The organism is Micromonospora auratinigra (assembly GCF_900089595.1).
GTDB classification, from domain to species: Bacteria; Actinomycetota; Actinomycetes; order Mycobacteriales; family Micromonosporaceae; genus Micromonospora; species Micromonospora auratinigra.
On the sequence record NZ_LT594323.1, the window covers coordinates 876,866 to 903,224 of the forward strand.

Consider the following 26,359-nt stretch of genomic DNA (forward strand, 5'->3'; position numbering starts at 1 on the left):
GGCCGGACACCGCCGGGCACGATTTCGCGTACGTCGAAAGGGGCATCACCCGTAGATGGCACGCTGGCGCTGGCTGCTCGCCGACCAACTGGGTCCGCACTTCCTCGACGACGACACGCACCGGGTCCTGCTGGTGGAGACCCGTGCGCTGTTCGCCCGTCGCCGGCTGCACCGGCAGAAGGCGCACCTGATCCTGTCGGCGTTGCGGCACCGGGCAGCCGAACTCGGCGACCGGGCCCGGCTGGTCCGCGCCGACACCTTCCGCGAGGCGCTCACCGCGCTCGGTGCGCCGGTGGAGATGGTGCACCCACCGTCGCGGGCGGCACTGGCCTTCGCCCGTACCGTCGACGGGCTGGACGTGCTGCCGCCGCGCGGGTTCGTCACCGACCGGGCCGACTTCGCCGCCTGGGCCGACCGGCGGCGCGGCCGGCTGCGGATGACCGACTTCTACCGCTACGCGCTGGACCGGTACGACCTGCGGGCGCACCTGCCGCCGCCGACCCGCCGGCCGCCCCGCCGGACACCGGTCGACGTGCCACCACCGCCGGCGATCGTCGAGGACGACATCGACGCACAGGTGCGCCGCGACCTGGACCGGTGGCAGGCCGAGGGGATCCGGTTCGTCGGCCGCGACGGCCCGCGCCGCTACCCCGCCACCCACGCCGAGGCCCGGGCGCGCCTCGTCCACTTCCTCGAGCACCGGCTGCCCGGCTACGCCGAGACCGACGGCCGGCTCGGCGACCGGACCGGACGGAACGGGGACAGCCTGCTGTCGTCCTCGTTCAACCTCGGCCTGCTCGATCCGGCACCGGCGATCCGGGCCGCCCTGCACGCCGGCCGCAACGGTGCGGCGCCGGCCGCGGGGGTGCACCGCTTCGTCCGTGGCCTGTTCGGCTGGCGCGAGTTCCTGTGGCAGCTCTACTGGTACTTCGAACCCCGGTTCCGGGGCGCCGGCTGGCTCGCCGCCAACCAGCCGCTGCCGGAGTGGTTCGACCGGCTCGACGCCGACGCGGTGGACGCCCGCTGCCTGGCCGACGCGCTCGCCGGCGTCCGCGACACCGGCTGGGTCGACCGGACCACCCGGCTCACCGTGCTCGGCAACTACGGGCTGCAACGCGGCTGGCGACCGGCCGAGCTGGCCGACTGGTTCCGGCGCAGCTTCGTCGACGGCACCGACTGGGTCATGAACGCCACCGTCATCGGCATGAGCCAGTACGCCGACCTGGCCCGCATCGACACCCACCCGTGGGCGTTCGACGGCACGCACCTCGATCGGATCGGTGACCACTGCGGCGGCTGCCGGTACGTGCCGAAGGAGGCGCTCGGTGACCCGGCGTGCCCGTACACCGCAGGCTTCGAGGCGTTCCTGCACCGCAACCGGGAACGGCTGGCCGCCGACCCGCGCCTCGCCGCCGAACTGGCCGAGCGTGCCGACCCGGCCCGCCGCGACGCGGTGCTGGCGCAGGAGGAGCGGCGCGGCGCCACGGCCCCGTGAGGCGGCTCAGCCGGCCGGCGGGGTGACCCGGGCGACGAGGAACTTCGGGGCCTGTCGGCAGTAGCTGTCGGTGACCAGTTCGGCGATCTCGGTCCAGTCGGTGTGCGTACCGAGCACGGCGCAGGCCACGTCGTGCCCCCAGTCGGCGCGGAAGTAGGGGAAGCCCTCGGCGGTCAGCCCGAGCAGATCGTCGCCGGGCACCCGGAAGGTCATCAGGGTCGGCGGCCCGCCGTCGACCGTCCGTCGGGCGTGAACCGGATGCCGGGCCGGGTCCGGGCTGTAGACGTGGGCGAACGTGCGCCTCCGGATCCGCCAGCGCACTCCGATCCAGGCCGGTTCCTCGTACGACTCCGGCAGCCGCCGGCAGATCGGCCGCAGCCGGTCCAGGATCTCCGGTGGCACGTCCGCGGGGCCCGACACGGACCCGACGATAGCCGACCGGCGGCGCTCAGATCGGGATCGAGGTCAGGTCGATGTCGATCCCGCTGGTCGGCGTGTAGTCGAACCAGGTCGCCATCAACGAGGCGCCCGCCGCGGCGGAGATGTCCGCGTCCACGCCCTCGCCGCCCGGCTCGCCGTCCGCGCCGTAGGAGATCAGGTCGTAGTCGTTGCCGCTGCCGGGCAGCCGGTAGACCAGTTCCCGGTTCCAGGCGTCCAGGTACGGGCCGCCGGGCAGGTCGCTCAGCTGCGTCGGATACCGGCCGTTGGCGTCCCGGTAGCGCTCCAGCGCCTCCACGACCACCTGCATCGTGTCCCAGGTCGTGCGCTGCTGCGGGTACAACAGCGGCCGGGCGTGCTGCTCCGGGTTCGCCGGTGGGATCCCCGCGTAGTTGGTGTGCGCGAACGCCGCCACCTCCTGGGCGATCGTCAGGTACGGCGACGTGCCGGTCGGGCTGCCCGTGTCGAGCAGGTGGGTGAACCGCTCCTCGAAGCCCGGCCGGATCGGCACCACCACCCGGGCGTACCCGGCGCGCAGGAAGTCGCGGTGCCCCGGGTCGGCGTGCTCGAACAGCAGCTTCTCCCGGGCCAGGTCGTCGCTGCCCCAGAAGTACGGGTAGAGGAAGTACAGCAGGTTCTCCCACTCCACGGCCTGGTGGACGAACTTCACCAGGTCCCCGAACCCGGAGACCGTGCCCCACTGGCCCGCGGTCAACCGCCGGTCGGGTTGCGGCCGGTCGTCGGGCAGGTCGGCGGCGTCCGCGTCGCGGTCCATCGAGAGCTTGATGATCCGGCCGACCTCGTTCGGCGCGGTCTCGAACTCCGGCCCGACCAGCCAGGTCAGCACCCCGCGCATCAGCTCGTCGCGCTCCAGCCGGCGCAGCGTCAGGGTGTCCTTGCCGGACAGCAGCATCCACAGCCGGTCGCGCCTGTCCTGCAGCAGCGCCTGCTGGGTCTGGTGCCGCGCCAGCGCGGTGTCGCGCAGCGCGGTCCACACCCGCTGCTTCCACTCCCGGGTCGTCCGGTCGGTCCGCCGGGCCACCGCGACCAGGGAGAACTGCATCGTGTACTCGGCGGTCTTCATGAACGTGATCATGAGCTTGTCGCCACCGGCGATGCCCTTGCCGTTCACCCGGCCGATGCCCGTACCCGGGGTGGGTTGCTGCATCTGCACCTTCGTGTCCTCGGTCGGCCACAGCATCAGCGGGATCCCGGACGGACCCCACCACTCGATGACACCGGCGAAGGCGCTGTCCATCGCGTACCCGGGCGGGGCGGTGAACTCGATCGGGCCGTCCACGTCCTTGCCCGCGTCGAACCGGTGCGCGTACGGGATCTTGATCGACTCCGCCGGCGGCGGCTCCAACGCCAGCCCGTACTCCTTGGCCAGCGTCACCCAGCTCGTGTCGGTGATGTCGTCGACCGAGAGGGAGAAGCCGAACGGCGCCCGGATCCGGGTGTCCAGGTCGGCCAGCTCCCGGTGCCGGGCCCAGAGCCGCGCGCCCGGGTTCGGTACCGCGATGTCGAAGGTCAGCCGCAGCCCGTACCGGAACAGGTCCACCCGCCACTTGCGCATCATCCGGAAGTAGTCGACCCGCAGGGCCCGGTCCGCGTGCGGGTTGGTGATGGTCCGGTACGACGCGTCCTCGGCGCCCCGCGTCGACTCCAGCTTCACCGACACCTTGTGCTCCTGCCGCGACCGCGCCGACGCCTTCTGGGTCACCTCGCGGACGTTCGACACGCTCTCCTTGACCGCGGACCGGTCCTCCGAGGTGTTGGCCAGCCCGACGGTGACCGACGCGGTCACCGGGCCGTACCCGCCGCTCACGCTGGAGCCGAAGTTGAACGCGCTGGTGTGCCGCGACTCGTTCTCCGTCGCGATCGACGCGTCGGTCTTGTCGACCACGCCCCGCTCGCTGTAGCTCTCGAAGTAGTCCGAGACGATCTGCTCGTACTCGTCCTTCGAGATCGACCACTCCTTGTGCGCGACGGTCACGGTCTCCATCGGCGTCATCGGCACCGTGAAGATCAACTCGCCCCGCTCGGTGCCCGCCGGGGACATCTCGATGCGCTCCAGGTGCAGCCGCCCGACCGGGGCGACGCGCAGCCGCTGCTGGAACGCGGCCACCACGTACGTCGTCGCAGGCGTGTCCCGCAGCCCGGCCACGGCCTGCCCCAGCCGCAGGAAGGCCGCGTCGTCCAGGGCCGCCATCCGCCCGGCGGTGACCAGATGCTCGGACGGTCTCGCCACCAGCGTCTGCGCGAGGTCGAGCAGGTGATGGTCGTCGGGCAGCGCGTGCCGCAGGGTGCGCAGCTCCGGCTCGGCCAGGGCCAGGTCCCGGACGAAGTTGACCTTCTCCAGCGCCCGGCCGGTGACCGAGCGGACCCGGGAACGGTCGTGTTCGGACAGCTCGGTCTGCACGTAGCTGGCCTTCAGCAGCACCCGCTTGCTGTTGGTGAGTTCCATCGGAGCTCCTTCGATCAGCGGACGGACACCCGGCCGAGATAGCGGACCTTCAGCGGCGCCGGACGTTCGGGGAACGTGGACAGGTCCGTGGCGTCGCGGGTCTGCCCGTAGTCGTGGATGTTGATCAGCTCGCCCTTGACGGCGTCCCGGGCGCCCCGGTGCGCGGCCAGCGCCCGCACCAGGTACACCCCGGAGGTCACCTCGGCGATCAGGTGCCGGGGGTCGGGCGCGGTCACCGTGGTCTGCGGCGGCGGGGCCGCCCCGGGCGTGGGCGGGGCGGACGGGCCCGCGTACGCCTGGGTGGAGAAGGTCAGCACCGCGATGCCGCCGGCCGCCGCGGCGGCCGTCTTGACCACCGGCGCGGCGGCCCGCATCGCGGTGGTCAGCAGCGGCACCACGGTGCTCGTGGTGTTCGCCGCCGTGCCCGCCCCGCCCACCTGGGCCAGCGCCACCTCCTGGAAGGTCAGCGCCGCGCCCCGGCTGGCCGTCGCCGCGGCCACCTGCGCGCCCGACCCGGCCTCGACGACCACCTGCGGCAGCGCGGTACGGCCCAGCCCGCCGATCATGTTCACGCCGACGAGTTCCCCGCCGCTCAGCTCCGCGGCGGCCAGCGCGCCACCGACCAGCAGCCCCGCGTCGATCGCCACCGCCAGGCCGCCGGTCACCACCACCGGCACCACCACCAGCGCCACCGTCAGGTACGGGTGGTCGCTGATCCAGCGCAGCACCGCGTTGGCGAACTCCTTCAGCCCCGGCACCGCCGCGTTCGCCAGCCGGGCCAGCTCCTCGACCTTCACCAGCACGTCCTGGCGCAGCATCGACACGCCCCGCTTGCCGCCCAGCAGCTCCGCCCAGGCCTCCGCCTGGGTGCGGAACCGATCCCACAGCGTGTCCACGGTCGGGCCGGGCAGCGGGACCAGCTGCCGGTACGCCGCCTCGTCGCAGACCAGCAGCCACTGCTCGCCGGGCAGCGCCAGCCCGCGCTGGAACATCGCCTCGGCGATCCCGGCCTGGAACGGCCGCAGCGGATCGATCGCGTCGAACGTGCACCGGATCCGGGGCACCGCGTCGCCCTCGAACGAGGTGTCGCCCAGCTCCCGTTGCAGGTCCTTGAACCGCTCCGGGGCCAGGCAGTAGACGTAGACGGCCATGATGTGCTTGGCCAGCGCCTTGGTCAGGGTCCGCAGCTCGCGCCGATCCTCGGAGTCCATCTCGACGCAGATCTTGTACAGCAGCAGTCCCCGACGCTCCCGGCGCACCTTCAGCGCCAGCCGGATCGCCGTGATGCCGTGTCGGGCCAGCAGCGTCCCGCAGAGCATGACGAAGACCCGGTTGACCGGCAGCGGGATCTTCACCTCCGGCCGGTACGGCGGGTAGTAGTCGCCGGGCCGGTAGGGCAGCCGGTACTTGCGGTAGACCCGGCCGATGTCGGCGAGCTTCTCCTTGCCGGCCTCCAGACCGGTGTCGGAGTCCGGCTTGATCTCGTAGAACTCGTACCGGCCCCGGGGGAGCGCGGGGCGGGGCCCGCCCGGCCGACCCGGGTTGAGGATGAGCGAGTTGATGAGCGCCGCGACCGGCGGGGCGGAGACGCCGTCGTGGGTGACGATGTCCGGCCACTTCATCCGCTCGGCCATCAGCTGCTCGACGGTGACGTGCTTGTTGTGCCGGGCCAGCATCTCGCAGTAGGTGCGCTTGCCGCCGTGGTCGGGCCAGTCCCGCTCGTCCAACACGGCCTGGAGGAAGGCGGCCTGGTTGGTGACCACCACGTAGTGCTCGAAGATCACCTTCTCGGCGATGTCGAGGCCGAAGATCGCCGTACCGTTGAGCTGCCCGTAGTCCTTGGACGCGTCGAGCAGCTCACCGACGGCGAAGCAACCACCGGACGTCGTGACGGCCATGGGCACACGGTAGGGACGCCGGCCCCGGTGCGCCGCTGACTGTCCGATGTGCGTCCCGGGCGGTTCTCTCCCTCCGGCGGCGGCTGCCGTGCGGCCAGTCGTGCCGCGACGCGGCTCGGCGCGGGAAACCGCCGGACTGCCACCGAGGCGACCGCCGCGGTGCGGCCGGGACGGGCGGGCCGTCCCGGCCGGTGCCCGGCTCAGCTCACCTGTGCCACGACGGTTGCCAGCCGTCGCGGTGGCGCACCCCGCGCGGCGCGAGCCGGACCTGCTCGTGCGCCGTCCCGGGGACCGGCTCGACGTGGATCGCCTCGGGCCGGTCCACCACCACGCAGACGTCCTCACCCGGCCACCACCAGCCGCAGGAGCGGGCCAGGTCGGCCCAGAGGTCGAGGTGTCGCGCCTCGTCCGGCCCGTACCGGGCCAGACCGAGTCGGCGCAGCACGTCGTAGTAGGCGATCCAGGAGGCGTCCTGCTGCCCGTACCAGCAGACCGGCACCGGGGCGTCGCCCGCGAGGGCCGCCCGCACGGGTTGGCGGTACCCGTGCGCGAGGCTGCGGTGCAGTGCCGTACGGACGCCCTGGTGCAGCACGACCCCGAGCGGCACGCCGCTGTCGAGCGCGCGCCCCGGCGGCAGCTCGGGCCACGCCTCCTTGGTCCGGCTCGTCCGCGCGGGGGACAGCTCGGGGTCGGTGTGCGGCACGCCCGCGCTCAGCGCGCCGCGCAGCTGGGACGACATCACGGCGATGTCGCCGGCCAGCGGTGCTGGCGTGCGGCGCGGCCGGGGATCCCGGACGTGCGCGAAGAGCTGGTCCAGGGTGGGCCAGCCGGCGATCAGCGGGAGCGCCTGCACCGGCGAGTCGACCCAGACGAACCGGGGTCGCGGTCGGGACGCCCGGGCGTAGAGGGCGGTCAGGCAGCGCTCGGCGGTCGCCCGGTCGGCCGGCTCGGTGCACAGCGCCTGGTCGAGCCAGTCCCGACGGATCCGGACCGCCTGCTGCCACAGCTCGTGGGGATTGCCGCCGCGCACGGCCGGTGCGGAGGTCGCGGCGTGGACGCGCCGGGGTGTGGAGGTCGCGGCGTCGACGGGCCGGGGTGTGGAGGTCGCGGCGTCGACGCGCCGCGTGGGGGCGCTCAACGCGCCAGGGCGTCGCCGCCCTTCCGATACGAGATCATGGCATGACTATGGCCACCCGGGGTCGAGGCCGCAAGGCGATTTTCCCGGCCGCACCTACAGTCGAGCCATGAGCACCGAACAGGGCGTACGGGCTCCCGTACGCGTGCGTGCCGTCTATCCCGGCAGCTTCGATCCCTTCACCCCCGGGCACCTGGACGTGCTGGGTCGGGCGCGGGAACTCTTCGACGAGGTGGTGGTGCTGGTCGCGGTCAACGGCAGCAAGCGTCCGAGCGCCGACGAGGCGCAGCGGGCGGCCGCTGTCCGGGCGGCCCTGCCGGCCGGCTGGACCTCCGTCACCGTGGCGGCCTGGCGCGGGTTGACCGCCACCTACTGCCGTCGGCACGAGGTGGGAGTGATCGTGCGCGGGGTGCGCAACACCAGCGACCTGCAGGCCGAACAGCGGCTCGCCGCGATGAACGAGTCGTTGGGGGTCGCCACCGTCTTCCTGCCCGCGAAGCCCGACCTGGCGGCGGTCTCCTCGACCGTGGTGCGCGCGCGGGGCGGGCGGGTCCGCTGAGGAGCCGGGCCGCGTCCGCTGCCGGCCGCTGCCCGCCTCAGCCGAGCCGGACGGCGGATCCGAGGCCTGCCCGGGCCGCCGCCGCGGCGATCGCGGCGTAGAGGGCGACGTTGCGGACGAAGTGGTGCACCTGATCGCCGCGCAGCCCGAGACCGAGAGCGAGCGCCTCCACCGACCGGCGACGGGGGCGGGGGACCCGGCCGCGCTCGATGTTGCTGATGCCCCGCACGGTCAGCCCGGTGCGTTCGGCCAGCTGTTCCTGGGTCAGGCCGGCGACCCGCCGCAACTCGCCCAGCAACGACCCGACGGGCTGACCAGTCACCCGCCCATTTTAGGCCGGCAGTCGGCCGGCGGGCGGCCCGAGAGATCCACTGGCGCCCATGGTCGCTGGCCACTGGTCCGCGCCGATGTCACCACCGGCGGGGCTGTCCGGTCACCGCTGCGGGACGGGGCGACGGTCATCGGTCCTCCGTGGTGTCGACGCGGGCGATGAGCAGCTTGAGCCGGGCGATCTCGTCGGCGAGCGCGGCGTCGCCGGTCGGGGTGAGCGTGATCCAGGTACGCCCACGCCGGCCGGCGTACCCCTTCTCGATCTCGACCAGGCCGGCCGCCTCCAGCACGCCGAGGTGCTTGGAGAGGTTGCCGGCGGTCAACTCCAGTTGCGTGCGCAGGTAGCCGAACTCCACCTTGCGGGCCTCGTGGGTGATGGCGAGGATGCCCAGCCGGACCCGCTGGTGCACCACCTCGTCCAGCCCGTTGGCCGGGTGGGCGGCGCTCTCCTGCGGGTCCGGGGACCCGGTCCCGGTGGTCACCGGCGTCGCCGGTCGGCCAGCGCGAAGCCGGCCGCGCCCAGCAGCAGCACGGTGCCGCTGATGAGCTGCTGCGGCAGGACGATCGGGCGGGGCGCGCCCCAGGTCACGTCGGGGGCGAGCGGCACCAGCACCACCGCGAGGTAGCCGATGGTGAACAGCAGCAGCCCGAGGTGGCGCTCCAGCCGGGCCAGCACCAGCAGGGCCACCCCGATCGTGCCCCACGGGGAGATCAGCCGGTCCAGCACCAGCACCCAGTCGGGGAACGGCGTCGTGCGCGGGTGGCTGGGGAGATAGAGCCGGGCCGCTATCCAGGTGGCGGTGAACAGGATGGTCAGCGCGGCGCCGGTGAGCGCGTACGGCAGCACCCGGGCGCCCAGCCCGCGCGTCCGCGCCACCCGCACGTAGCAGAAGGCGATCACCGCGTACGCCAGCAGCAGCGCCACGGGCCAGTAGTAGAGCACGCCCTGGCGGGAGAACTGGCAGGTGCCGTCGGCCCCGCAGCGCTCGACGAGGAAGAGCCAGTCGAAGGGGATCCCGACGAACGTCACCACGGCCAGCACCAGCAGCGCGGACCAGGTCACCCGCTGGTCGACCCGTACCCGGCGGGCGAGCCCGCGCGCCTCCGACAGCAGCCGACGGGGATCGCCGTCGGCCGGAACCGATTCAGTGGTCATGCCAATAGGTTTGCACAGGAAACCGATCGGCGCTAGTGCAAAGTGGGGTCCTCCGAGAGGCTCGGCCCCGCCAACCCCGCCCCGCGCAGCGTGTCGCCGGGATCCTGGCCGTACGTCTCGCGGTACGCCCGGGCGAACCGACCGGCATGGGCCCATCCCCACCGGCGCGCGGTGCCGGCCACGGTCTGCCCGGGGCCGGCCCGCTGGAGGTCCTGGTGGGCCCGGCGCAGCCGGACGGCGCGCAGGAACGCCATCGGGCTCTGCCCGTAGTGCCGCTGGAACGCGATCTGCACCGCGCGGGGGCCGACCTCGCAGGCGGCGGCGATCTGGGCCACGGTCAGCGGCTCGGCGGCGTGCGCCTCGATGTACTCCGCGGCCCGGCGGGCCAGCGCGGGCCGGACACCGGCCGGTTCGGGCAGGTAGAAGACGGTCATGCCGGCGTTCGGGAACACCGCCACGGCGGTCGACGCCACCAGCTCCACCACGTCGCGGATCACCTGCTCCGGCGTGGCCGGCTGCCCGGGGCGCTGCAAGGGTGTCCGTCACCTCCGATGCTCTGCTGTACGGCTTCGCCGCCGGGATCGTGACCGGCGGCCGCGGAACGCGCGGACGTGGCACCCGTCGGGTCCGTGGTCTGGTGGCGGCGGATGCCCGAACGGCGAGGTGCGAATTGCGGCGGCGGTGACTGGCATTCTCCCGTCGGGTACGGAACGTGCAAAGAGGAACGCGCAGTCCCTTTTACGCAGTCGGTCATCCAGTTGGCGAAGCGACGGCACGGTCCGGCGCTCGACGAGATCATGGTCCGGTAACAAGTCGGCCCGGTCGGCCTCGCCGCCCCGCGTGCGACCGCCCTACCCGGCGGCAAAGCGGAGGACGTGCGACATGGTGGTGACAGACGGCCGGTCGGGTTCCTGTCGGATCGCCGACCGTCCCGCCGTCCGTCGTCGACGCCGTGACCCGACCTCCGGCCGGGGGACACCCCGCTGTCCCGGGCGGCAAACGGCTGGTCCGGTCCGGGGTTGGTGGGCGACCATGGTCGGCATGGCGGGGTACCCGGGCGGACGACTGCCGATGCAGGGTGGGCTGCCGCCGGTGGCCCCGGTGGCCGGTCCGCTGGTCGAGATCGCCTGCGACGAGTCGGGCTTCTCCGGCACCAACCTGCTCGATCCGGCCACCCCGGTCATCAGCCACGCGAGTGTCGACCTGCGCGACGGTGAGGCGACCGAGCTGATCGCCGCGCTGCGCTCCGGCTCCCGGTTCTCGCCGGACGAGTTCAAGTCCCGGCAGTTCCTCCGCCGGCCCGAGGCGGGCGCGGTGCTGGGCCGGTTCCTCGCGGCACTGCGCGGCCGGGCCCACGTGCACCTGGTCGACAAGGAGTTCTTCCTGGTCACCCGGATCGTCGACCTGCTGCTGCACGAGCCGTCGTACGCCGCCGGCACGCGGCTGACCCGGGAGCACCGGCCGGCGGCCCTCGCGGTCCACCGGGCCGGGCGGCACGCCGGCGCCGACTGGACCGGCTTCCTCGCGGCCTTCGTCGCGATGCTCCGGACGAACCGGCGCCCGCGGCCGGACCGGCCTGCCGTCGAGCGGTTCTTCCAGGCGCGCGACGCCCTGCTCCGCCACGGGCCGGCCCCGTCGGCCGCGACGGTGCTGCGCGCGCTCGACCCGGCCCGGGTGGAGGTCGTGCTGGCCCGGCTGGCCGCGGACGACCGGTCGATCCCGCCACCGCTGGAGCCGCTGCTGCCGGCGCTCGCCGAGACCGTCCTGCACTGGAGCCGGGCGGAGCGGCCGGTCCTGGTGATCCACGACGAGCAGAGCGCGCTCACCGCCGACCGGCTGCGTCGCCTCCAACAGGCGCTCGCCGCCGCTCCGCCGGGGGCACCGGCCGGCCGGTCGCCGCTGGTCGGCCTGGTGATGGCCGACTCCCGGGACGATCCCCGGGTCCAGGTCGCCGACCTGCTCGCCGGGATCGCCCGGCGGATGCCCGGGATCGTCGACGACGACCTGCTCCGGCCGCTGCTCTCCCCGACCTCGCTGCGCGACCCGCTCGGTGCCGGGCGACCCGTCTGACGGCCGGGCGACCCGTCCGACGGCCGGGCAGTCACTGGTCACCCGGCGTGCGGCCGACTCCGGCTCACCGGCCGGCCAGGAACTCCTCGATGCGGTCGGTGACCGGCCCCGGGGAGTGTACGGGCAGGTCGTGGCCGGCGTCCGGCACGACCTCGACGTCGGCCGTCGGCACCAGACCGCGGAGGCGCTCGGCGACGTCGGCCGCGTCGTAGAGCCGGCTGCGGGCTCCCAGCAGGACCAGGGTGGGGACGGTGATCGAGGCCAGCTCGGCATCGGCGAGCGGGGTCGCGGCCGGCAACCGTCGCCGGAACGACAGCGACGCCCGCAGCAGTCCCAGCAGCTCCTCCTGCCGCAGCGTGGCGTTGCCCAGCGGGCCCGCCAGGCGGCGGCGGAGCGGCCCGGGGGTGAGGGCGGCCAGCCCGCCGGCGACCACCCAGAGCAGGAACCGGCCACTCACCGCGCCGAATCCCGCCGGGTCGAGCAGGGTCAGGCTGGCGGCCCGGCCGGGGAACCGCAGCTCGTGGCGGAGCGCCAGCCAGCCGCCGTACGACATGCCGACGAGGTGGGCGCGTCGCACGTCGAGGGCGTCGAGCGCCTCGGCCAGGCACTCGACGACCGCACCCTCGTCGGGCACGGGCGCTGTCTGCCGCGCCGCCCCGGGCTCGCCGATCGGGTCCACCGCGAGCACCGGATGGTGGGCGGACAGGCGGGCCAGGTACGGGGTCCAGCTCAGCGCGTTCCCGCCCGCCCCCGGCAGCAGCACGACCGGCGTGCCCTCGGCGGACCCGAAACGGTAGGCGACGACCTCGCCGAAGCGGGTCGGCGCGACGACCGTCTCGGGCGGCGCCGGCCAGAGCCGGGCCCGCGCCTGGTCGTAGGCGGTGTGGAATCGTGTCCGGGCCCGGTCGCTGGTGAATTCGCTGATCCGATCCGGCGCTTTCATGGTACGACCGTATCATGAAAGCGCCTTCGAGCAGGGGGACGGTGCACTGTGCCCAAACGGGTGGACCATGACCAGCGGCGACGCCACATCGCCGGGGCCCTGCTGCGCATCGCCGAGCAGCGCGGACTGCAACACGCCAGCATGCGCGAGGTCGCCGCGGCCGCCGAGGTGTCCGTGCGGCTGGTGCAGTACTACTTCCACACCAAGGACGAGCTGCTCCTCGCGGCGCTCGGCTACCTGGCCGAGGAGCTCGGCGCCCGGGTCACCCGTCGGATCACCGAGCTCGGCTCGCCGCCCGCCCCGCGCGACGTCGTCGCCGCCACCCTGACCGCGATCCTGCCGACCGACCCGGAGAGCATCCGGCTGACCCGCACCTACGCCGCCTTCTACAGCCTGGTCCTGGCCGAACCGGACCTGACCCGGCACGGGGCACCCCACCCCGACCTGCTGGAAGGTTTCCTCGCCAACCAGCTCCGGGCCGCCCAGCAGGCCGGTGACGCCCATCCCGACCTGGACCCCGAGCTCACCGCCGCCGCGCTGCTCGCGCTCACCAACGGCCTCGGCTCCAGCGTCCTCGGTGGACAGCGCGATGCCGACGCGGCGTTGCGCATCCTCACCTACCAGCTCGACCGCCTGTACGTCCCCCGCTGAGCCCTCGCCCGGTCAGCGCGGCGTGGCCGGCCCGTCCTGCTCGGCCAGCGCCTTGATGCCCTCCAGCGTGGCCCGGATGCCGGTCCGCAGGTCGGCGAGGCGGTGCCGGACGAGCGCCTCCTCGCGGTCCGGCATGCGGTCGATCGCCAGGCTGAGCCCGGAGCGGGCCGGGCCGAGCCGGGCGCCGAGGCGCAACCGGGTGCCGCCGTCCTCCGGGGTCAGGTCGAAGCGCCAGCTGGCCAGCGGGGTGTGCGGGTCCGCGGCGGGACCGCCGTACCGGCCGTCCGGATCCACCACCGCCCAGGCGAAGGTGCGCGGGGCGGCCAGCTCGGTCACGTACGAGACGGTGCGCCACTCGCCGAGCAGCGCGTTGCGGTTGTGACCCTCGAAGCGGGCCCCCGGCGCCGGTGGATCGTCCAGCCAGCGCACCCGCCGCAGCTCCGGACTGAACCGGGCCGGCACCTCGATGTCGCTCACCAGCTCCCACACCCGCCCCGGCGCCGCCCCGACGTGGACGTCGCACTCGACCACCGGACCGTCCCCGTACCGCACGGCGTCCTCCCGATCCTGCACACCGGCCGGCGGCGCCCGGCACCGTGCCACCGTGCCGGCGCAGCCGGTTCCGCCCGTCCGCCTCCGCGCCCCTGGTGCCGACTGTAGGCATCCGCCCCCCGGTCGGCTGGCCCTCCGGCGTGCGCGATACGTCACAGCCCGACCGGACCGTCCACTGCGGGCATCCGCGCGTGCCGACGGCACCTAAGGTGGGACGCCGGACCGTTGATCGAGGGAGTGACCGTTGGTGCCGTCGTACCGCCCGTCCCGCTGGTGCGCCGCCGGCCTGGCCCTCGGCCTCGTCGCCGGACTCGCCGCGTGCAGCCCGCCCCGGGCGGAGTCACCCGAGCGGCCGTCCCCGGCGGCGAGCACCGACCGCAAGAGTCACCGCAAGAGCGTGCGCCCGGCCGGAGAGGAGGGCCCGACCGCCACCTGGTCGCTGCGCGCGAACCGGATCGACGAGCAGTCGGCGCAGGTCGGCCCGGTGATCGTCATCCCCGACGAGCGGGAACTGCGGGCGGTGGACCGGGCGACCGGAGCGGACCGGTGGCGGCACTCCTTCGCCAGGAGCTACCGGTACACGGTCGCCGACGGCCTGATCGTGGTCACCGCCGGCAACGGCGACGGGCCGCTCGAGGTGCTCGATCCGGCCACCGGGGCCGTCCGCTGGCGGGCCGACGACACCCAGGACGTCGTCGTGCACCAGAAGACCGTCTACGACCGCGAGTGCGTCGGCACCGGACCGTCGGCCCGGTGCGCGGTCGTCGCCCACGACATCCGGGACGGCCGCCGGCTCTGGCGGTTGCCCTCCGACCGGTTCGCCTCCGTGAGCGACAAGGCGCTCGGCGCGCGTACCCCGTACGCCCCGGCCACCGACCGGTACCTGCCCGCGCGGTTGACCGCGACCGACGGCTTCCACGCCGTCGCGGCCGGCACCGGCAAGCTCGCCACCGGCCGACTGCCCAGCCGGGCCTGGTACGGCTTCATGGCCGGCGACCTGCTGGTCACCACCGACAACGACCCGCCCCAGGGTGACCGGCAGTGCACCGTCACCATCGCCACCGTCGACGCGGCCACCGGGGCGAAACGCTGGTCCGGCCCGGTCTACAGCGGGCGACGCGAGAACGGCGACTGCCAGAAGTGGCTGACGAACCGCGAGAGCGGCATGGACCTGATCGGCGCCGGTACCCGGCTCGTCGCCGTCACCGCCACCGGCCGGCCACAGCTCGTGGACCTGGGCACCGGCAAGGCGGTCTGGGTGGGCGCCACCCCCGGGGTGCCGATCGACGGCGACGACCGGTCCGTCCTGGTACGGCGTACCGCCGACGAGGGCGAGCTGGCCCTGCTCGACCTGGAGACCGGTACGCCCCGGTGGACCGCGCCGGACCCGGGGCTCTCCGGCCAGTCGGCGAGCTGGCACTCGACCGTGACCGGACGACTCGTGGCGGTCAGCGGCGCGACCGGTGACCGCCCGTTCGTGCTCGTCCTCGACGTCGCCACCGGCCGGCAGCTCGGCCGCTACCCGGGTTGGGTCGCCGGCGCCGGGGAGGACTGGGTCGCGGTGACCCACTCCGGCGGGCCCGACGGGATCACCCTGGACCTGCACACCTTCTGACCCGATTGGACGCCCGACCCGGCCCGGGAACCGTCGGCCGACCGGGTCGGGCGTGCTCTCCCCGGGTGACGACCCGGCCACGCTGGCCGAACACTGGCCCTGGTGGTCCGGGTATTCCGCTGGAGCCGGCCGGGGCGGGCCGACTAGCCTCGCCGGATGCCGGTACGCCCCCACCCCGACGCCCCCACCGACTCGCTGCTCGTCGCCGAGGACGGCACGACACTGGCCCGCCTGCGCGTCCGCGACGACGCGGGGCAACCGGTCGCCGCAGACGTACGCGCGCTGCCCGGGGTGTCGGCGGTGCGGCTGGCCGGGCAGGCGCGCGCGGACCTCGCCGGCCACCGGTTGGAGACGACTGACGACGCCCTGGTGGCGGCGCTGGTGGACGGCGGCCTGCGGCTGCGTCGCGCGGCGACCGAGATGCGTCACGACCTGGACCGGGTGCCCGCGCCGGGCCCGCTGCCGGCCGGCTGGTCGCTGGGTCCGCCCGGCTGGGACGACGAGCTGGCGGCCGGGTTGGCGGCGGCGTACGGGCCGGAGCACCCCGACGGGGCGTGGCAGCCGGGCGACACGGCGGAGATCCGGTCGATGTTCGAGACCGGGGAGCCGGTGCCGCCGCTGGCGCCCGCCTCGGCCCGGCTGCGCGACGCCGAGGGACGCAGCGCCGGTCACGTGCTCTGCGCCGGCCCGGTGCCGTGGACCGAGGACGCCTGCGCCTGGGTGCTCAACCTCGCCGTGGCACCGCACGCCCAGCGGCGCGGGGCGGGCCGCGCCCTGCTCGCCCACGCGCTGCGCGGCGCGCGGCAGGCCGGCCTGCCCGCCGTCGGCCTCTCCGTCGCCGACGGCAACCCGGCCCGCCGGATGTACGACGACGCGGGCTTCCGTCCGGTCCACCGGACGCTCTCGGTGCTGCTACCCGACCGTTGACGCGCCGGCCGGACGCGGCGGCGGGGCGTGCTCACGCGGGCCGCCGACCTGCGCGAGCATTCAGATCCGGGCGGCCGCGGCGGCGCGTACCTCCGGTGTCTCCAGCAGGTCGTCGCGCAGCGCGCGCAGCCGGTCGCGGACCTCGGGGCCGAGCGCGACGTGCCGGGCCGCCAGCAGCCGTACGTCCGCCTCGCAGTCCCACAACCCCTCGCGCAGGCAGCGGGCCGCGTCGTCGGCGTCCACGCGCAGCCGGGCCCGCAGGTAGGCGGCCCGCTCGTAGGAGTGCGGGCTGAACCAGAGCCGACGCAGCCACGGCAGCGCCTCGGCACGCCGGGGGGTGTCCAGCCGGACCAGCCCGGTGAGCAGCCGGTCGTACCCGCACAGGTCGTCCGGGCGGCCGTCGAGCCAGGCGAGGCCGTCGAGCAGGGCGCCCGCGTCGCGGGCCTCGCCGTGCTCCGCCAGCAGCAGCAGCGCGGTCCAGTGCAGCGGATGCCGCGGTGCGGTGGCCCAGTGCCGCGCCGCGGGTACGGCGAGCGGGCCGAGGTGGGTCAGCGCGGCGTGGAGCGGGTACCCGACGTCGGCGGCCAGCAGCGGGTCGACGAGGTCGAGCAGCGCGGGCTCCGGTGGTCGACGGCGCAGCTCCCGCAGGGCGGGACGCCAGTCCGCCGTCCGCGTGGCGTCGCCGAGCAGGTCCAGCAGCGCGGTGCCGGTGCTGCCGGCGAAGGGCCGGGCCGGCCCGGGGCGCAGTCGGGTGGCGGCCACGGCGTCGGCGATCCGCCGGTCCCGGTCGGCCCACCGGGGCCAGGGCGGCGACAGCCAGTGCACCTGGGCGGGGTCGAGGTCGCCCAGCCGGTCGGCGACCGTGTCGTACAGGTCGTCCCATTGGTCGACCGGCCAGTCGCGGGCGAGCGACGCCAGGACCTCGTGCCACCGGTCGCCCTCGCGGACCAGGTCGCGCAGCGCCGCCACCGTGCCGTCGTAGTCGATCCGGCCCAGCTCGACCAGCACGTCGAGGGTGTGCTGGAACTGGTTGTCGTCATCGGCCGGGTCCGGTGCGGCGGCGGCCAGCCCGGCCACCATCGGCGCGACCGGCAGCCGCAGGTCGCGGACCAGCCGGGCGAGGTAGCCGGCCCGCTCGTCGATCTGCCAGAACCACCGGTGGTCGCGGCGCAGGCAGGCGAGGACCGCCTCGGGGGCGGCCGGGTCGACCAGGGCCCGGTGGGCGCCCCGCCCGAGACCCCGCTGGAGCGCCCCGACCAGGGTGCGCGTCGGCGCGTACCGCCAGCCGGTCGAATCGTCGGTGTCGTCGCTCATCGCCGGCAGTCTGCCCGGAGACCGCGGGCCGCCGCCTCCGGTTTCCGGCCCCGCCGGCCGCCCCGCCCATGCGGCCACCGGGTGCGGCCCACCGGATCCCGCCTGACAGCACCGGCGGCGGGCCCTAGGCTGCCGGGCATGGTCCGTTCCGCCCCCGCCGAGCCGCCGGCCACTCCGCTCACCGACGGCGTGGTCAGCCTGCGGTTGCGGCGGGAATCCGATGTGGACCCGATCGCCACGGCGAGCCACGACCCCGAGATCCGCCGCTGGCTGGACGACACGCCGATGGACGCGCAGGCCCGACGGACCGCCCTGGCCCGGGCCGCCGAGGCGTGGCGCAGCGGCCGGGCCGCGCCGCTGGTGATCGCCGACGCGGTGACCGACGAGCCACTGGGGATGGTCAACCTCCAGTTCCGCGACGACGAGGTGGCCACCGTCGCCTACGGCGTGTTCCCGCAGCAGCGCGGGCGCGGGATCGCCCCGCGGGCGGTCCGGCTGCTGGCGGGCTGGGCCCGGACCGGCCCGGCGGTGCGGCAGGTCCTGCTGGAGACCGACGAGGACAACACGGCCTCGATCCGGGTGGCGGAGAAGAGCGGCTTCCGCCGGATCGGGGCGTACACCCGGTCGGACGCCGACGGGGTCGCGCGGACGGTGCTGGTCTTCGCGGCGGATCCGGCCTGAGTTCAGCGCCCGACCCGGTCGCGGACGGCGCGCAGCAGCCGCCGTACCGCCACCCGGTGACCGCCGGAGCCGATCACCAGCAGCCGGTACAGGCGGCCGAGCGGTCCCGGAAAGGCCGCGTACGTGCGGGCACTGATCATCGTGCCGCCGGACACCGGGGTGAGGGTGAACAGCCAGACGTAGCGGGCGTAGCGGTGCCGGCCGGTGAGCCGGACCAGCCGGCCGGGCACCGCCTCGGTCACCGCGAAGCCGGGCAGCGCGGCGCCCTCGTCGAAGAGCGTGCCGGTGGCCCGCCCGGGCTCGGCGGCGAGCAGCCGGGCCAGGGCGGTCGCGCCGGCGCCCCGCCCGCCGCCCAACTGCCGGGCCAGGGTCCGCCAGGTCGACGCCGGGGACGCGGGCGCGATGATCCGGTGTTCGTCGACGAACGGCAGCCCGTCCAGGTCCGGCCGGATCATGTGAGCTCCCTCCGTGGCGGCTCCGTCCAGCCTGCGCCGGACGCCCCGCCCGGGGTTCCCCCGCGCGCGGGAGGCCCGCCCCGCCGGCGGGGGAGCGGTTCAGCCGGCGCGCACCCGGAACTCGGTGCCGTCCGGGTCGGCCAGCACGGCCGCGCCGTCCGGGTCGTCGTCGAGCCGGGTGGCTCCGAGGGCGACCAGCCGCTCGACCTCGGCCCGCTGGTCCGCGCCGGCGCAGACGAGTTCGAAGCGCTGCGGGCCGCGTCCCGCCCGGGGGTGCACCGGCGGGCCGCCCCAGGCGACCTTCGTGCCGCCCTGCGGTGACTGGACTGCGGTCTCCTCGTCCCGGTCCCACACCAGCGGCCAGTCCAGCGCCGCGCCCCAGAAGAGACCGACACCGCGGGTGCCGTCGCAGGCCAGCTCGCCGAGCGGGCCGCAGCCGGCGAGGTAGGAGTTGCCCGGCTCGATCACGCAGAACTCGTAGCCCGCCGGGTCGGCCAGCACGATGTGCCCCTCCTCGGGACGTTGACCCACGTCGAGGTGGCGGCCACCGAGCCGCAGCGCGGTCGCCACCCGCTGCTCCTGGTCGGCGGCACTGTCACTGGTCAGGTGCAGGTGCAGGTAGTGCGGCACCGGGCCGGGCTCACCGGCGACGAACCGGAGGCCGACCTGGCCGTCCCCGCCGGGCAGGAGCAGACCACCGGCCTCCGCGACGACGCTGCGGTCGAGCAGGTCGGCCCAGAACCGGGCCAGGCGGGCGGGGTCGTGCGCGGCGACGTCCACGGTCAGGGTTCGCGAGGGCATCCGCCCACGCTAGGTACGCGTACACCGGCCGACAACGCCTTTTCCGGCTCAGCGCTGCCGGTTGTCGAGCAGTTCGTTGAGGTGCAGCGCGGTGGTGATCAGGGCGAGGTGGCTGAACGCCTGCGGGAAGTTGCCGATCTGCTCGCCGGTGAGGGCGATCTCCTCCGCGTACAGCCGCAGGTTGCTGCTGAAGGTGAACATCTTCTCGAAGGTCAGCCGGGCGTCGTCGAGCCGGCCGGCGCCGGCGAGCGCCGAGACGTACCAGAAGCTGCACATGTTGAAGGTGCCCTCGTCGCCGGGCAGCCCGTCGGGCGCGGCCGCCGGGTCGTAGCGGTGCACCAGGCTGTCGGAGACCAGGTCCTCCTCGATCGCCTTCAACGTCGACTGCCAGAGCGGATCGGACGGGGTGATGAAGTCGACCGCCGGCATGATGAGCAGCGCCGCGTCGAGGACCGGTTCGCCGAAACTCTGCACGAAGGAGCGGCGGCCCAGGTGGTAGCCGCGCTCCATGATCTGGTTGTAGACCAGGTCGCGCTGCTGGACCCAGCGGTTGACGTCGGCCGGCCGGCCGTGCCGGTTGGCGAGCCGGATCGCCCGGTCGAAGGCCACCCAGGACATCAGCCGGCCGTACGTGTAGTTGCGGGGGTGGTGGCGGCTCTCCCAGATGCCCGCGTCGGGCTGGTCCCAGTGCTGGCAGAGCCAGTCGACCAGCCGTACGGTGCTGCGCCACACCTGGTGCGAGGGGCGGATGCCCTGCTGGTCGGCGAGGTGCATGGCGTACAGCGCCTCGCCGTGGATGTCGAGCTGCAACTGGTCGGCCGCGCCGTTGCCGATGCGTACCGGCCCGGAGCCGCGGTAGCCCTCGAAGTGTTCGAGCACCTCCTCGTGCAGGTCGGACGAGCCGTCCACCCGGTACATGATCTTCAGTGGGGCGGCGTTGTCGCCGGCCTCGCGGACCCGCTCGTCGAGCCACTCCACGTACCGGCTGGCCTCCTCGGTGAAGCCGAGCCCGAGCAGGGCGTACACGGAGAAGGACGTGTCCCGGATCCAGGTGTAGCGGTAGTCCCAGTTGCGGGTGCCGCCGAGCTGCTCCGGCAGCGACGCGGTCGGCGCGGCGATCATCGCGCCGGTGGGCGCGTACGTCATCAGCTTCAGCGTGATCGCGGACCGCTCCACCATCTCCCGCCAGCGCCCCCCGTAGGTGGACCGGTCGAGCCAGCGGCGCCAGAAGTCGAGGGTCCGCTCGAAGATCGCCCCCACCTCCTCGGCCGGGATGATCCGCGGCGGGCGCAGCGAGGCGGTCTCCAGCACGATGCCGCCGGTCTCGCCCTCCTGGAGGGTGACCCGGCCGACCAGGTCGTGCCCGTCGGCCATCACGTCGCGCTCGCGCAGCAGCCGGGGGACCGGGCGCACCGGGTTGAGGGTCAGCGTCAGCGTCGGGCTGCGGAAGACGTACCCCTCCGGGTGTTCTTCCAGGTCGTGCGGGTCGCGGCCGTAGTTGAACCGGGGCCGGCACTCCAGTTTGAAGTGCATGCTGCCGCGGATCATCCGCACCAGGCGCACCAGGCGGTGCTGGTCGGTGGGCCGGTCGCCGGCCACCGGCATGAAGTCGATGATCTCGGCGACCCCGTCGGCGCTGATGAACCGGGTGATCAGGATCGGGGTGTCGGGCTGGTAGAGCTGCTTGGTCACGTACTTGACGCCGTCCGGGGTGATCCGGAAGTAGCCGCCCATGTTCCGGTCCAGCAGCGCGGCGAAGATGCTCGGCGAGTCGAAGCGCGGCGCGCAGAACCAGTCGATGGTGCCGTCGCAGGTCACCAGGGCAGCCGTCTGCAGATCGCCGATCAGCCCGTGGTCCTCGATGGCGGGATAGTCGTCCACGCCGGCCTCCCCACCTCACCTGCCTCCGTCCGGACGGTATCCACGGCGGGCGGTGCGGGAGCGCCGGACCGGCGCGGTGTCACCCGAGCGGGTCCACCTCGATCACGTCGGTCGGCGCCCGGCGGGGTGCCGGCGGCAACTCCTCGGCCGGCCCCCACCCGACCCGGACCACCAGGTAGGGCTCCCCGATCCCGGCGAGCAGGTCGCGCATCATCCGGCGCGGCCAGGCCAGCTCGATGGCGTCGCTGATCGGCGCGGTCGCCAACCCCTCGGCGGTCGCGGTGAGCAGCAGCGCCGACAGCGCCTCCCCGCCGCGCAGCCAGGCGTCCGGCTCGTCGCGGTCACCGAAGACGATGACGTACGCCGCGCCCCGGTCGAAGTCCGCGCCCGCGCTCAGCCCGGCCGCGCCACCAGGGGCGTGGTCGCGCAGCGGCACCCGGCGCGGCGCGGGGCGTACGGCGGTGGCGGTGGGTACGCCGTCACCGCTCTCCGGCGGCCGGTTGGTCCACCGGTGCAGTTCCTCCCGGTACGCCGGGTCGGCCAGCTCGGCGTCGGCGGCGCGGCCGGTGGAGACGGCCAGCATCGGCATCTGGTCGGGGCGCACCACGTGCAGGTGGGCGGCCTCGGCCTCGACGGCGTCGCGCAGCCGGGACAGCACCGCCTCCGGCACGGGTCGGTCGCCGTACGCCCGGCGGTCGGTGCGGCGGCGGGGGATCGCCTCGACCAGCCGGCCCGCCGCGACGTCCAGGTCGGCCGGGCCGGTGGCGCGCAGCCGGGCCAGCAGCGCCGGGTCGGCCGGGTCGGGGAACCGGTCGACGGTGACCGCCCAGCCGACGGCGGCCAGCGACAGCCGGGCGTGGTGCAGGGCGGCCCCGCAGCTCAGCGTCAGCAGCCGGCCGTCCGGGTCGGTGGTCGCCAGCCGCCGGTCGGGGTCGGCGCGCAGTTCGAGGGCGTCCCGGGTGACCCGCCACCGCCAGGGCTGGGTGTTGAACACCGACGGGGCGTGCAGCGACTGCCGGGCCGCGGCCTCCAGCACCCGCACCGTGGGGGTCTGCTCCGTCCAGGTCGACGGCTGGCTCATGGTGGGCCTCCTCGCGTTGCTCGTCCCCCTCCGACCCTGCCCGCCGGGCGAGGGCCGGCCCAGGGCCGGAGGACCCGTCAGCCCGGGACCGCCGGTCCCGGGCTGCGGCCGGCGGCCGAGGGGTCCGGCGGGGCGCCGCCCGTCCAGGTGGCCAGGGCCAGGGTGAGGCCGAGAACGGTGGCGGGGTCGTGCAGGCGCTCGCCGTACAGCTCGCGCAGCTTGCCCATCCGGTAGCGGACGGTCTGCGGGTGCACGAACAGCTCGGTGGCGACGTCGTCGCGGCGGCCCTGGTGCAGCAGCCAGGAACGCAGCGTCTCGACCAGCCGGTCGGCGGTGGCCGGGGGCAGGTCGGCGAGCGGACGCAGCACCTGGGCGCGCAGGTCGGCCAGCCCCTCCGGGTCCGTGCTGAGCAGCAGCTCGGCCAGGTGTTCCTCGGTGTCCACGGGCGCGGCGTCGGGGCTGCCGAGGCCGAGGGCGAGCGCCCGGGTGGCCCGCTGGTAGGAGGCGGCGACCCGGTGCCAGGGCCGGGCCGGGCCGAGCACCGCGCGCCGGCCGTGCAGCAGCCGGGTGAGCTGCCGCCGCCGGGCGCCGTGCATGTCCGACACCAGCAGGACGACGCGTTCCTCGGCCGGGTCCAGGCCGGGCAGGTCCTCGCCGCTCTCCAGGGTGTGCGGGCCGAGCAGGGCGAGCACCGCGCGCAGGTGCCGACGGGGCAGCAGGACCACGGTGAGCGTCTGCGGCAGCGGCCAGTCGGCCAGCTCGGCGCCCCGGCGTAGCAGCTCCTCCGGCTCCCCGGCGAGCAGCTGGCGGGTCAGGCGTTCCAGGTAGCGGCGGCGCACCCGCCCGGCGCTGGCCAGCTCGTCGGCGTGCCCGGCCACGCTGGCCGCCGACAGCTCGTCGATGTACGCGAACATCAACTCGGCGAACTCGGCGACGGTCTCGGCGGCCAGCCCGCTGCGCACCGTGGTGCTGGACACCTCCCGCCAGGCCACCCGGGCGCCGACCCGGTACGCGGCCAGCAGCGCGTCCATGCTCCGCCCGGAGCGCGCCTCCCCGCTGCCGAGCGCGTACGCGGCCTCCAGCGCGGGGGCCAGCGGGGTGCTCGGGTCGGTGGCCTGGGTACCCTCGATGAGCTGGAGGAACGTGCCCAGGGCGACGAGTACCGCGTTCTCGATCTTGGCCCGCATCGCGCCGGTGAGCGCGCCGGAGTAGTCGGGCACCTCGGCGGTGATCGCGCTGACCGTCCGCTCGGCCACCAGGGGCAGCCGGTCGCGCAGCAGACCGGCCATGTGGTCGTCGAGGTCGAGCCGGGTGGCGCGGTGGGTGGTCGCGGGCTCGTCCGACATCATTGTTCTCCCCGAACAAAAACCTACGGGTGTTTCACCTTTGACGGTCAAGATGTTATGCGATAGCGCGGTCACCCTGGGGATATGACCACAACTGCCCCGCGCCCCGCCCAGAAGGTGTCCTTCCGGGACAGGCTGCTGCGGCTGGCCGGCTCGGTCACCACTCCGCTGCTGCCCGACGACTACCTCGACCTCGTCGCCCCGCTGCGGGCCGGTGCGCCGCTGCGCGGCCGGATCGTCGCCGTGCACCCCGAGACCCGGGACGCGGCGACCGTGGTGATCCAGCCAGGTCGGGGGTGGCGCGGCCACCGCCCCGGCCAGTACGTGCGCCTCGGCGTGGACGTGGACGGGGTCCGCCAGTGGCGGGCCTACTCGCTCACCTCGCCGCCGGAGCGCGCCGACGGCCGGATCACCGTCACCGTGAAGGCGATCCCGGACGGCAAGGTCAGCAACCACCTGGTCCGTCGGGTCCGGCCCGGCACGATCGTCCAGCTCGACCAGGCCCAGGGCGAGTTCACGCTGCCGGTGGCGACCCCGGAGCGGGTCCTGTTCCTCACCGCCGGCAGCGGCGTCACCCCGGTGATGGGGATGCTGCGGGCCGGCCTGCCCGGCCGGGCCGACGTGGTGGTGGTGCACTCCGCGCCCGGCCCCGACGACGTGATCTTCGGCGCCGAGCTGCGGGGCCTCGCCGCGGCCGGGGCGCTGCGGCTGGTCGAGCGGCACACCGACACCGACGGCCTGCTCGGCGTGCACGAGCTGGACGAGCTGGTCCCCGACCACCGCGACCGGGAGACCTGGGCCTGCGGGCCGGTCGGCATGCTCGACGCGATCGAGGGGTACTGGTCCACCAACGGGCTGGCCGAGCGGCTGCACACCGAGCGGTTCCGGCCCACGGTCATCTCGCCCGGCGAGGGCGGCACGGTGACCTTCACCGGGGCCGGCGTGACCGTCGAGGCCGACGGGGCCACCCCGATCCTCGACGCCGGGGAGGCCGCCGGGGTGCTCATGCCGTCCGGCTGCCGGATGGGCATCTGCTACGGCTGCGTGGTCCCGCTGCGCCAGGGCGCGGTCCGGGACCTGCGCAACGGCGACCTGACCACCGCCGTCCCCGGCGACGGCGTGCTCGTGCAGACCTGCGTGTCGGCGGCCGCCGGTACCTGCGACATCGAACTCTGACGGGAGCCACCGACGTGACCGTGATCCAGAAGAAGGCCGACCACCCGATCGCCCACCTGAGCGCCGAGGACATCGAGATCATCGGCAAGGAGCTGGACGCGATCCGGGACCGGGTGCTCGCCGACCGGGGGGAGCGGGACGCCCGCTACATCCGCAAGGTGATCAAGACCCAGCGGACGCTGGAGGTGAGCAGCCGGGCCGTGCTGCTCTTCTCGCTCTTCCCGCCGGCCTGGGTGGTGGGCACGCTCGGCCTGTCCATCGCCAAGATCCTGGAGAACATGGAGATCGGCCACAACATCCTGCACGGCCAGTACGACTTCATGCGCGACCCGAAGATCCACTCCACCACCTGGGAGTGGGACCACGTCTCGCCGGCCGAGCAGTGGAAGCACTCGCACAACGAGCTGCACCACCGCTTCACCAACGTGCTCGGCAAGGACAACGACCTCGGGTACGGCATCATGCGCGTCGACGAGGACCAGAAGTGGCACCCGATCTACCTGGGCCAGCCGCTGTGGAACTTCATCAACGCCTGCTTCTTCGAGTACGGCATCGCCGCGTACGACCTGGAACTGGGGCGCAACCTGCGCAAGGGCCGGCACAAGGACCCGGCGTTCCGGGCCCGCGCGAAGGCCGTCGGCCGCAAGATCCGCCGCCAGGTGCTCAAGGACTACGTGCTGCACCCGCTGCTCTCCGGCCCGTCGTTCCTGACCACCCTGGCCGCCACCTTCACCGCGAACCTGGTCCGCAACGTGTGGAGCCACTCGGTGATCATGTGCGGGCACTTCCCGAACGGCGTGGAGACCTTCTCCAAGACCTCCATCGAGGGCGAGACCAAGGGCGAGTGGTACCTGCGGCAGATGCTCGGCTCGGCCAACATCAGCGGCAGCCGGCTGATGCACATCATGACCGGCAACCTGTCCTTCCAGATCGAGCACCACCTCTTCCCCGACCTGCCGAGCAGCCGCTACCAGGAGATCGCCCCGCAGGTCCGGGCGCTGTTCGACCGGTACGGGCTGAAGTACACCACCGGCCCGCTGCCCAAGCAGGTCGCCTCGGCCTGGTGGAAGGTGATCCGGCTGTCGCTGCCGAACCGGCGCAGCACGGCGCCGGAGCCGCTGGCCCCGGCCCCGCTGGCCCCCGCCAACGCCTGACCGGCTCGCCCTGGTTCGCGCTCGGCGCACAGCAGCAGCACGCGTGCGGAGCGGTATGCCTCTCAGTCATGAAGATGCCTGAGAGGCATACCGCTCTGTCGACTTCTGTCCGCAGCGGCGCTGACGGGTCCGTCGCGCCGGGCGACGGTGCGGAAAAGCACTGGGCGGCACCGGCCGCCGCCGACTACCGTGCCGGCATGCAGTCCAGGCGCACCGGCACCACCGCCGCCGCGC

Annotated in this window: 25 protein-coding genes; 9 read left to right on the top strand and 16 right to left on the bottom strand. The window is 74.4% G+C overall.

The features are described from left to right. Positions 1–55: 55 nt before the first annotated feature. Positions 56–1,495, top strand: coding sequence for a cryptochrome/photolyase family protein (locus tag GA0070611_RS03955; RefSeq protein WP_091657536.1), 1,440 nt, complete (start codon positions 56–58; stop codon positions 1,493–1,495). Positions 1,496–1,501: 6 nt separating this feature from the next. Here the strand turns inward: GA0070611_RS03955 and GA0070611_RS03960 are convergent, their stop codons facing one another. From GA0070611_RS03960 to GA0070611_RS03975, 4 genes are all read right to left on the bottom strand, one after another. After that, positions 1,502–1,915 (bottom strand): MmcQ/YjbR family DNA-binding protein, encoded by a 414-nt coding sequence (locus tag GA0070611_RS03960; protein ID WP_091657540.1) that lies wholly within the window; start codon positions 1,913–1,915, stop codon positions 1,502–1,504. Between the two features lie 28 nt (positions 1,916–1,943). After that, a complete protein-coding gene (locus GA0070611_RS03965) occupies positions 1,944–4,400 on the bottom strand; it encodes a type II secretion system protein GspG (RefSeq protein WP_091657544.1) in 2,457 nt (818 codons plus the stop codon). 14 nt (positions 4,401–4,414) lie between these two features. Continuing rightward, entirely contained in the window at positions 4,415–6,298 is a 1,884-nt protein-coding gene (locus tag GA0070611_RS03970; RefSeq protein ID WP_157740202.1) for a hypothetical protein, read from the bottom strand. A gap of 205 nt (positions 6,299–6,503) precedes the next feature. Next, the gene (locus GA0070611_RS03975) at positions 6,504–7,436 is read right to left on the bottom strand and encodes a DUF6745 domain-containing protein (protein ID WP_231921319.1); all 933 of its coding nucleotides are present in this window, start codon (positions 7,434–7,436) and stop codon (positions 6,504–6,506) included. 106 nt (positions 7,437–7,542) lie between these two features. Between GA0070611_RS03975 and coaD the strand changes: the two genes are divergently transcribed. Continuing rightward, the gene (gene coaD, locus GA0070611_RS03980) at positions 7,543–7,992 is read left to right on the top strand and encodes a pantetheine-phosphate adenylyltransferase (protein WP_091657552.1); all 450 of its coding nucleotides are present in this window, start codon (positions 7,543–7,545) and stop codon (positions 7,990–7,992) included. Between the two features lie 37 nt (positions 7,993–8,029). Here coaD and GA0070611_RS03985 read toward each other — a convergent pair whose 3' ends face one another. The 4 genes from GA0070611_RS03985 to GA0070611_RS04000 all read right to left on the bottom strand — a co-directional run bounded on the left by GA0070611_RS03985 (position 8,030) and on the right by GA0070611_RS04000 (position 10,011). Beyond that, a complete protein-coding gene (locus tag GA0070611_RS03985; RefSeq protein WP_091657555.1) occupies positions 8,030–8,314 on the bottom strand; it encodes a helix-turn-helix domain-containing protein in 285 nt (94 codons plus the stop codon). 136 nt (positions 8,315–8,450) lie between these two features. Then, positions 8,451–8,804, bottom strand: a complete 354-nt coding sequence (locus GA0070611_RS03990) for a transcriptional regulator (RefSeq protein ID WP_091657560.1) — start codon at positions 8,802–8,804, stop codon at positions 8,451–8,453. Continuing rightward, positions 8,801–9,478, bottom strand: a complete 678-nt coding sequence (locus GA0070611_RS03995) for a hypothetical protein (RefSeq protein ID WP_091657564.1) — start codon at positions 9,476–9,478, stop codon at positions 8,801–8,803. The genes GA0070611_RS03990 and GA0070611_RS03995 overlap by 4 nt, the downstream gene beginning before the upstream one ends. Before the next feature lie 32 nt (positions 9,479–9,510). Continuing rightward, positions 9,511–10,011: a helix-turn-helix transcriptional regulator gene (locus GA0070611_RS04000; RefSeq protein ID WP_091657569.1), complete on the bottom strand. Its 501-nt coding sequence runs from the start codon at positions 10,009–10,011 to the stop codon at positions 9,511–9,513. A 508-nt stretch (positions 10,012–10,519) separates the two neighbouring features. Here GA0070611_RS04000 and GA0070611_RS04005 point away from each other — a divergent pair. Further along, on the top strand, positions 10,520–11,548 hold the full coding sequence (locus GA0070611_RS04005) for a hypothetical protein (RefSeq protein ID WP_091672426.1): 1,029 nt from the start codon (positions 10,520–10,522) through the stop codon (positions 11,546–11,548). Positions 11,549–11,612: 64 nt separating this feature from the next. On the opposite strand, the gene GA0070611_RS04010 is transcribed toward GA0070611_RS04005, so the two are convergent. Beyond that, positions 11,613–12,491: an alpha/beta fold hydrolase gene (locus tag GA0070611_RS04010; RefSeq protein ID WP_091657572.1), complete on the bottom strand. Its 879-nt coding sequence runs from the start codon at positions 12,489–12,491 to the stop codon at positions 11,613–11,615. 60 nt (positions 12,492–12,551) lie between these two features. Here GA0070611_RS04010 and GA0070611_RS04015 point away from each other — a divergent pair, with 60 nt between their 5' ends. After that, positions 12,552–13,142 (top strand): TetR/AcrR family transcriptional regulator, encoded by a 591-nt coding sequence (locus GA0070611_RS04015; protein WP_197675848.1) that lies wholly within the window; start codon positions 12,552–12,554, stop codon positions 13,140–13,142. Positions 13,143–13,154: 12 nt separating this feature from the next. Here GA0070611_RS04015 and GA0070611_RS04020 read toward each other — a convergent pair whose 3' ends face one another. Beyond that, positions 13,155–13,694, bottom strand: a complete 540-nt coding sequence (locus GA0070611_RS04020; protein ID WP_091672428.1) for an SRPBCC family protein — start codon at positions 13,692–13,694, stop codon at positions 13,155–13,157. Positions 13,695–13,941: 247 nt separating this feature from the next. On the opposite strand from GA0070611_RS04020, the gene GA0070611_RS04025 reads away from it, so the two are divergent. Together GA0070611_RS04025 and GA0070611_RS04030 are read left to right on the top strand one after the other, a co-directional pair. Next, complete coding sequence (locus tag GA0070611_RS04025; protein WP_157740203.1) at positions 13,942–15,309, top strand: outer membrane protein assembly factor BamB family protein; 1,368 nt, start codon at positions 13,942–13,944, stop codon at positions 15,307–15,309. Between the two features lie 156 nt (positions 15,310–15,465). Next, the gene (locus GA0070611_RS04030; protein WP_091657581.1) at positions 15,466–16,236 is read left to right on the top strand and encodes a GNAT family N-acetyltransferase; all 771 of its coding nucleotides are present in this window, start codon (positions 15,466–15,468) and stop codon (positions 16,234–16,236) included. A 60-nt stretch (positions 16,237–16,296) separates the two neighbouring features. On the opposite strand, the gene GA0070611_RS04035 is transcribed toward GA0070611_RS04030, so the two are convergent. Then, on the bottom strand, positions 16,297–17,550 hold the full coding sequence (locus GA0070611_RS04035; RefSeq protein ID WP_091657583.1) for a hypothetical protein: 1,254 nt from the start codon (positions 17,548–17,550) through the stop codon (positions 16,297–16,299). A gap of 138 nt (positions 17,551–17,688) precedes the next feature. Between GA0070611_RS04035 and GA0070611_RS04040 the strand changes: the two genes are divergently transcribed. Further along, complete coding sequence (locus tag GA0070611_RS04040) at positions 17,689–18,231, top strand: GNAT family N-acetyltransferase (RefSeq protein WP_091657586.1); 543 nt, start codon at positions 17,689–17,691, stop codon at positions 18,229–18,231. A 2-nt stretch (positions 18,232–18,233) separates the two neighbouring features. Here GA0070611_RS04040 and GA0070611_RS04045 read toward each other — a convergent pair whose 3' ends face one another. From GA0070611_RS04045 to GA0070611_RS04065, 5 genes are all read right to left on the bottom strand, one after another. Next, positions 18,234–18,686 (bottom strand): hypothetical protein, encoded by a 453-nt coding sequence (locus tag GA0070611_RS04045; protein ID WP_091657593.1) that lies wholly within the window; start codon positions 18,684–18,686, stop codon positions 18,234–18,236. Between the two features lie 99 nt (positions 18,687–18,785). Then, the gene (locus GA0070611_RS04050) at positions 18,786–19,487 is read right to left on the bottom strand and encodes a VOC family protein (protein WP_091657597.1); all 702 of its coding nucleotides are present in this window, start codon (positions 19,485–19,487) and stop codon (positions 18,786–18,788) included. 48 nt (positions 19,488–19,535) lie between these two features. Further along, a complete protein-coding gene (locus tag GA0070611_RS04055) occupies positions 19,536–21,368 on the bottom strand; it encodes a glycoside hydrolase family 15 protein (RefSeq protein WP_091657601.1) in 1,833 nt (610 codons plus the stop codon). 79 nt (positions 21,369–21,447) lie between these two features. Continuing rightward, positions 21,448–22,449, bottom strand: coding sequence for an Acg family FMN-binding oxidoreductase (locus GA0070611_RS04060; RefSeq protein WP_091657604.1), 1,002 nt, complete (start codon positions 22,447–22,449; stop codon positions 21,448–21,450). Positions 22,450–22,526: 77 nt separating this feature from the next. Next, on the bottom strand, positions 22,527–23,795 hold the full coding sequence (locus GA0070611_RS04065; RefSeq protein ID WP_091657607.1) for a PucR family transcriptional regulator: 1,269 nt from the start codon (positions 23,793–23,795) through the stop codon (positions 22,527–22,529). 84 nt (positions 23,796–23,879) lie between these two features. Here GA0070611_RS04065 and GA0070611_RS04070 point away from each other — a divergent pair, with 84 nt between their 5' ends. Then, a complete protein-coding gene (locus tag GA0070611_RS04070; RefSeq protein WP_091657610.1) occupies positions 23,880–24,971 on the top strand; it encodes a ferredoxin reductase in 1,092 nt (363 codons plus the stop codon). Positions 24,972–24,985: 14 nt separating this feature from the next. Further along, on the top strand, positions 24,986–26,125 hold the full coding sequence (locus GA0070611_RS04075; RefSeq protein WP_091657613.1) for a fatty acid desaturase family protein: 1,140 nt from the start codon (positions 24,986–24,988) through the stop codon (positions 26,123–26,125). The last annotated feature ends 234 nt before the right edge of the window (positions 26,126–26,359 follow it).

Bases quoted from the DNA above. Each gene is read 5' to 3' on its own strand.
- GA0070611_RS04065 (WP_091657607.1), bottom strand. From the start codon at position 23,795: ATGTCGGACGAGCCCGCGACCACCCACCGCGCCACCCGGCTCGACCTC.
- GA0070611_RS03995 (WP_091657564.1), bottom strand. From the start codon at position 9,478: ATGACCACTGAATCGGTTCCGGCCGACGGCGATCCCCGTCGGCTGCTG.
- GA0070611_RS04070 (WP_091657610.1), top strand. From the start codon at position 23,880: ATGACCACAACTGCCCCGCGCCCCGCCCAGAAGGTGTCCTTCCGGGAC.
- GA0070611_RS04040 (WP_091657586.1), top strand. From the start codon at position 17,689: ATGGTCCGTTCCGCCCCCGCCGAGCCGCCGGCCACTCCGCTCACCGAC.
- GA0070611_RS04035 (WP_091657583.1), bottom strand. From the start codon at position 17,550: ATGAGCGACGACACCGACGATTCGACCGGCTGGCGGTACGCGCCGACG.
- GA0070611_RS04045 (WP_091657593.1), bottom strand. From the start codon at position 18,686: ATGATCCGGCCGGACCTGGACGGGCTGCCGTTCGTCGACGAACACCGG.
- GA0070611_RS03955 (WP_091657536.1), top strand. From the start codon at position 56: ATGGCACGCTGGCGCTGGCTGCTCGCCGACCAACTGGGTCCGCACTTC.
- coaD (WP_091657552.1), top strand. From the start codon at position 7,543: ATGAGCACCGAACAGGGCGTACGGGCTCCCGTACGCGTGCGTGCCGTC.
- GA0070611_RS04060 (WP_091657604.1), bottom strand. From the start codon at position 22,449: ATGAGCCAGCCGTCGACCTGGACGGAGCAGACCCCCACGGTGCGGGTG.
- GA0070611_RS04030 (WP_091657581.1), top strand. From the start codon at position 15,466: ATGCCGGTACGCCCCCACCCCGACGCCCCCACCGACTCGCTGCTCGTC.
- GA0070611_RS04010 (WP_091657572.1), bottom strand. From the start codon at position 12,491: ATGAAAGCGCCGGATCGGATCAGCGAATTCACCAGCGACCGGGCCCGG.
- GA0070611_RS04005 (WP_091672426.1), top strand. From the start codon at position 10,520: ATGGCGGGGTACCCGGGCGGACGACTGCCGATGCAGGGTGGGCTGCCG.
- GA0070611_RS03970 (WP_157740202.1), bottom strand. From the start codon at position 6,298: ATGGCCGTCACGACGTCCGGTGGTTGCTTCGCCGTCGGTGAGCTGCTC.
- GA0070611_RS03965 (WP_091657544.1), bottom strand. From the start codon at position 4,400: ATGGAACTCACCAACAGCAAGCGGGTGCTGCTGAAGGCCAGCTACGTG.
- GA0070611_RS04050 (WP_091657597.1), bottom strand. From the start codon at position 19,487: ATGCCCTCGCGAACCCTGACCGTGGACGTCGCCGCGCACGACCCCGCC.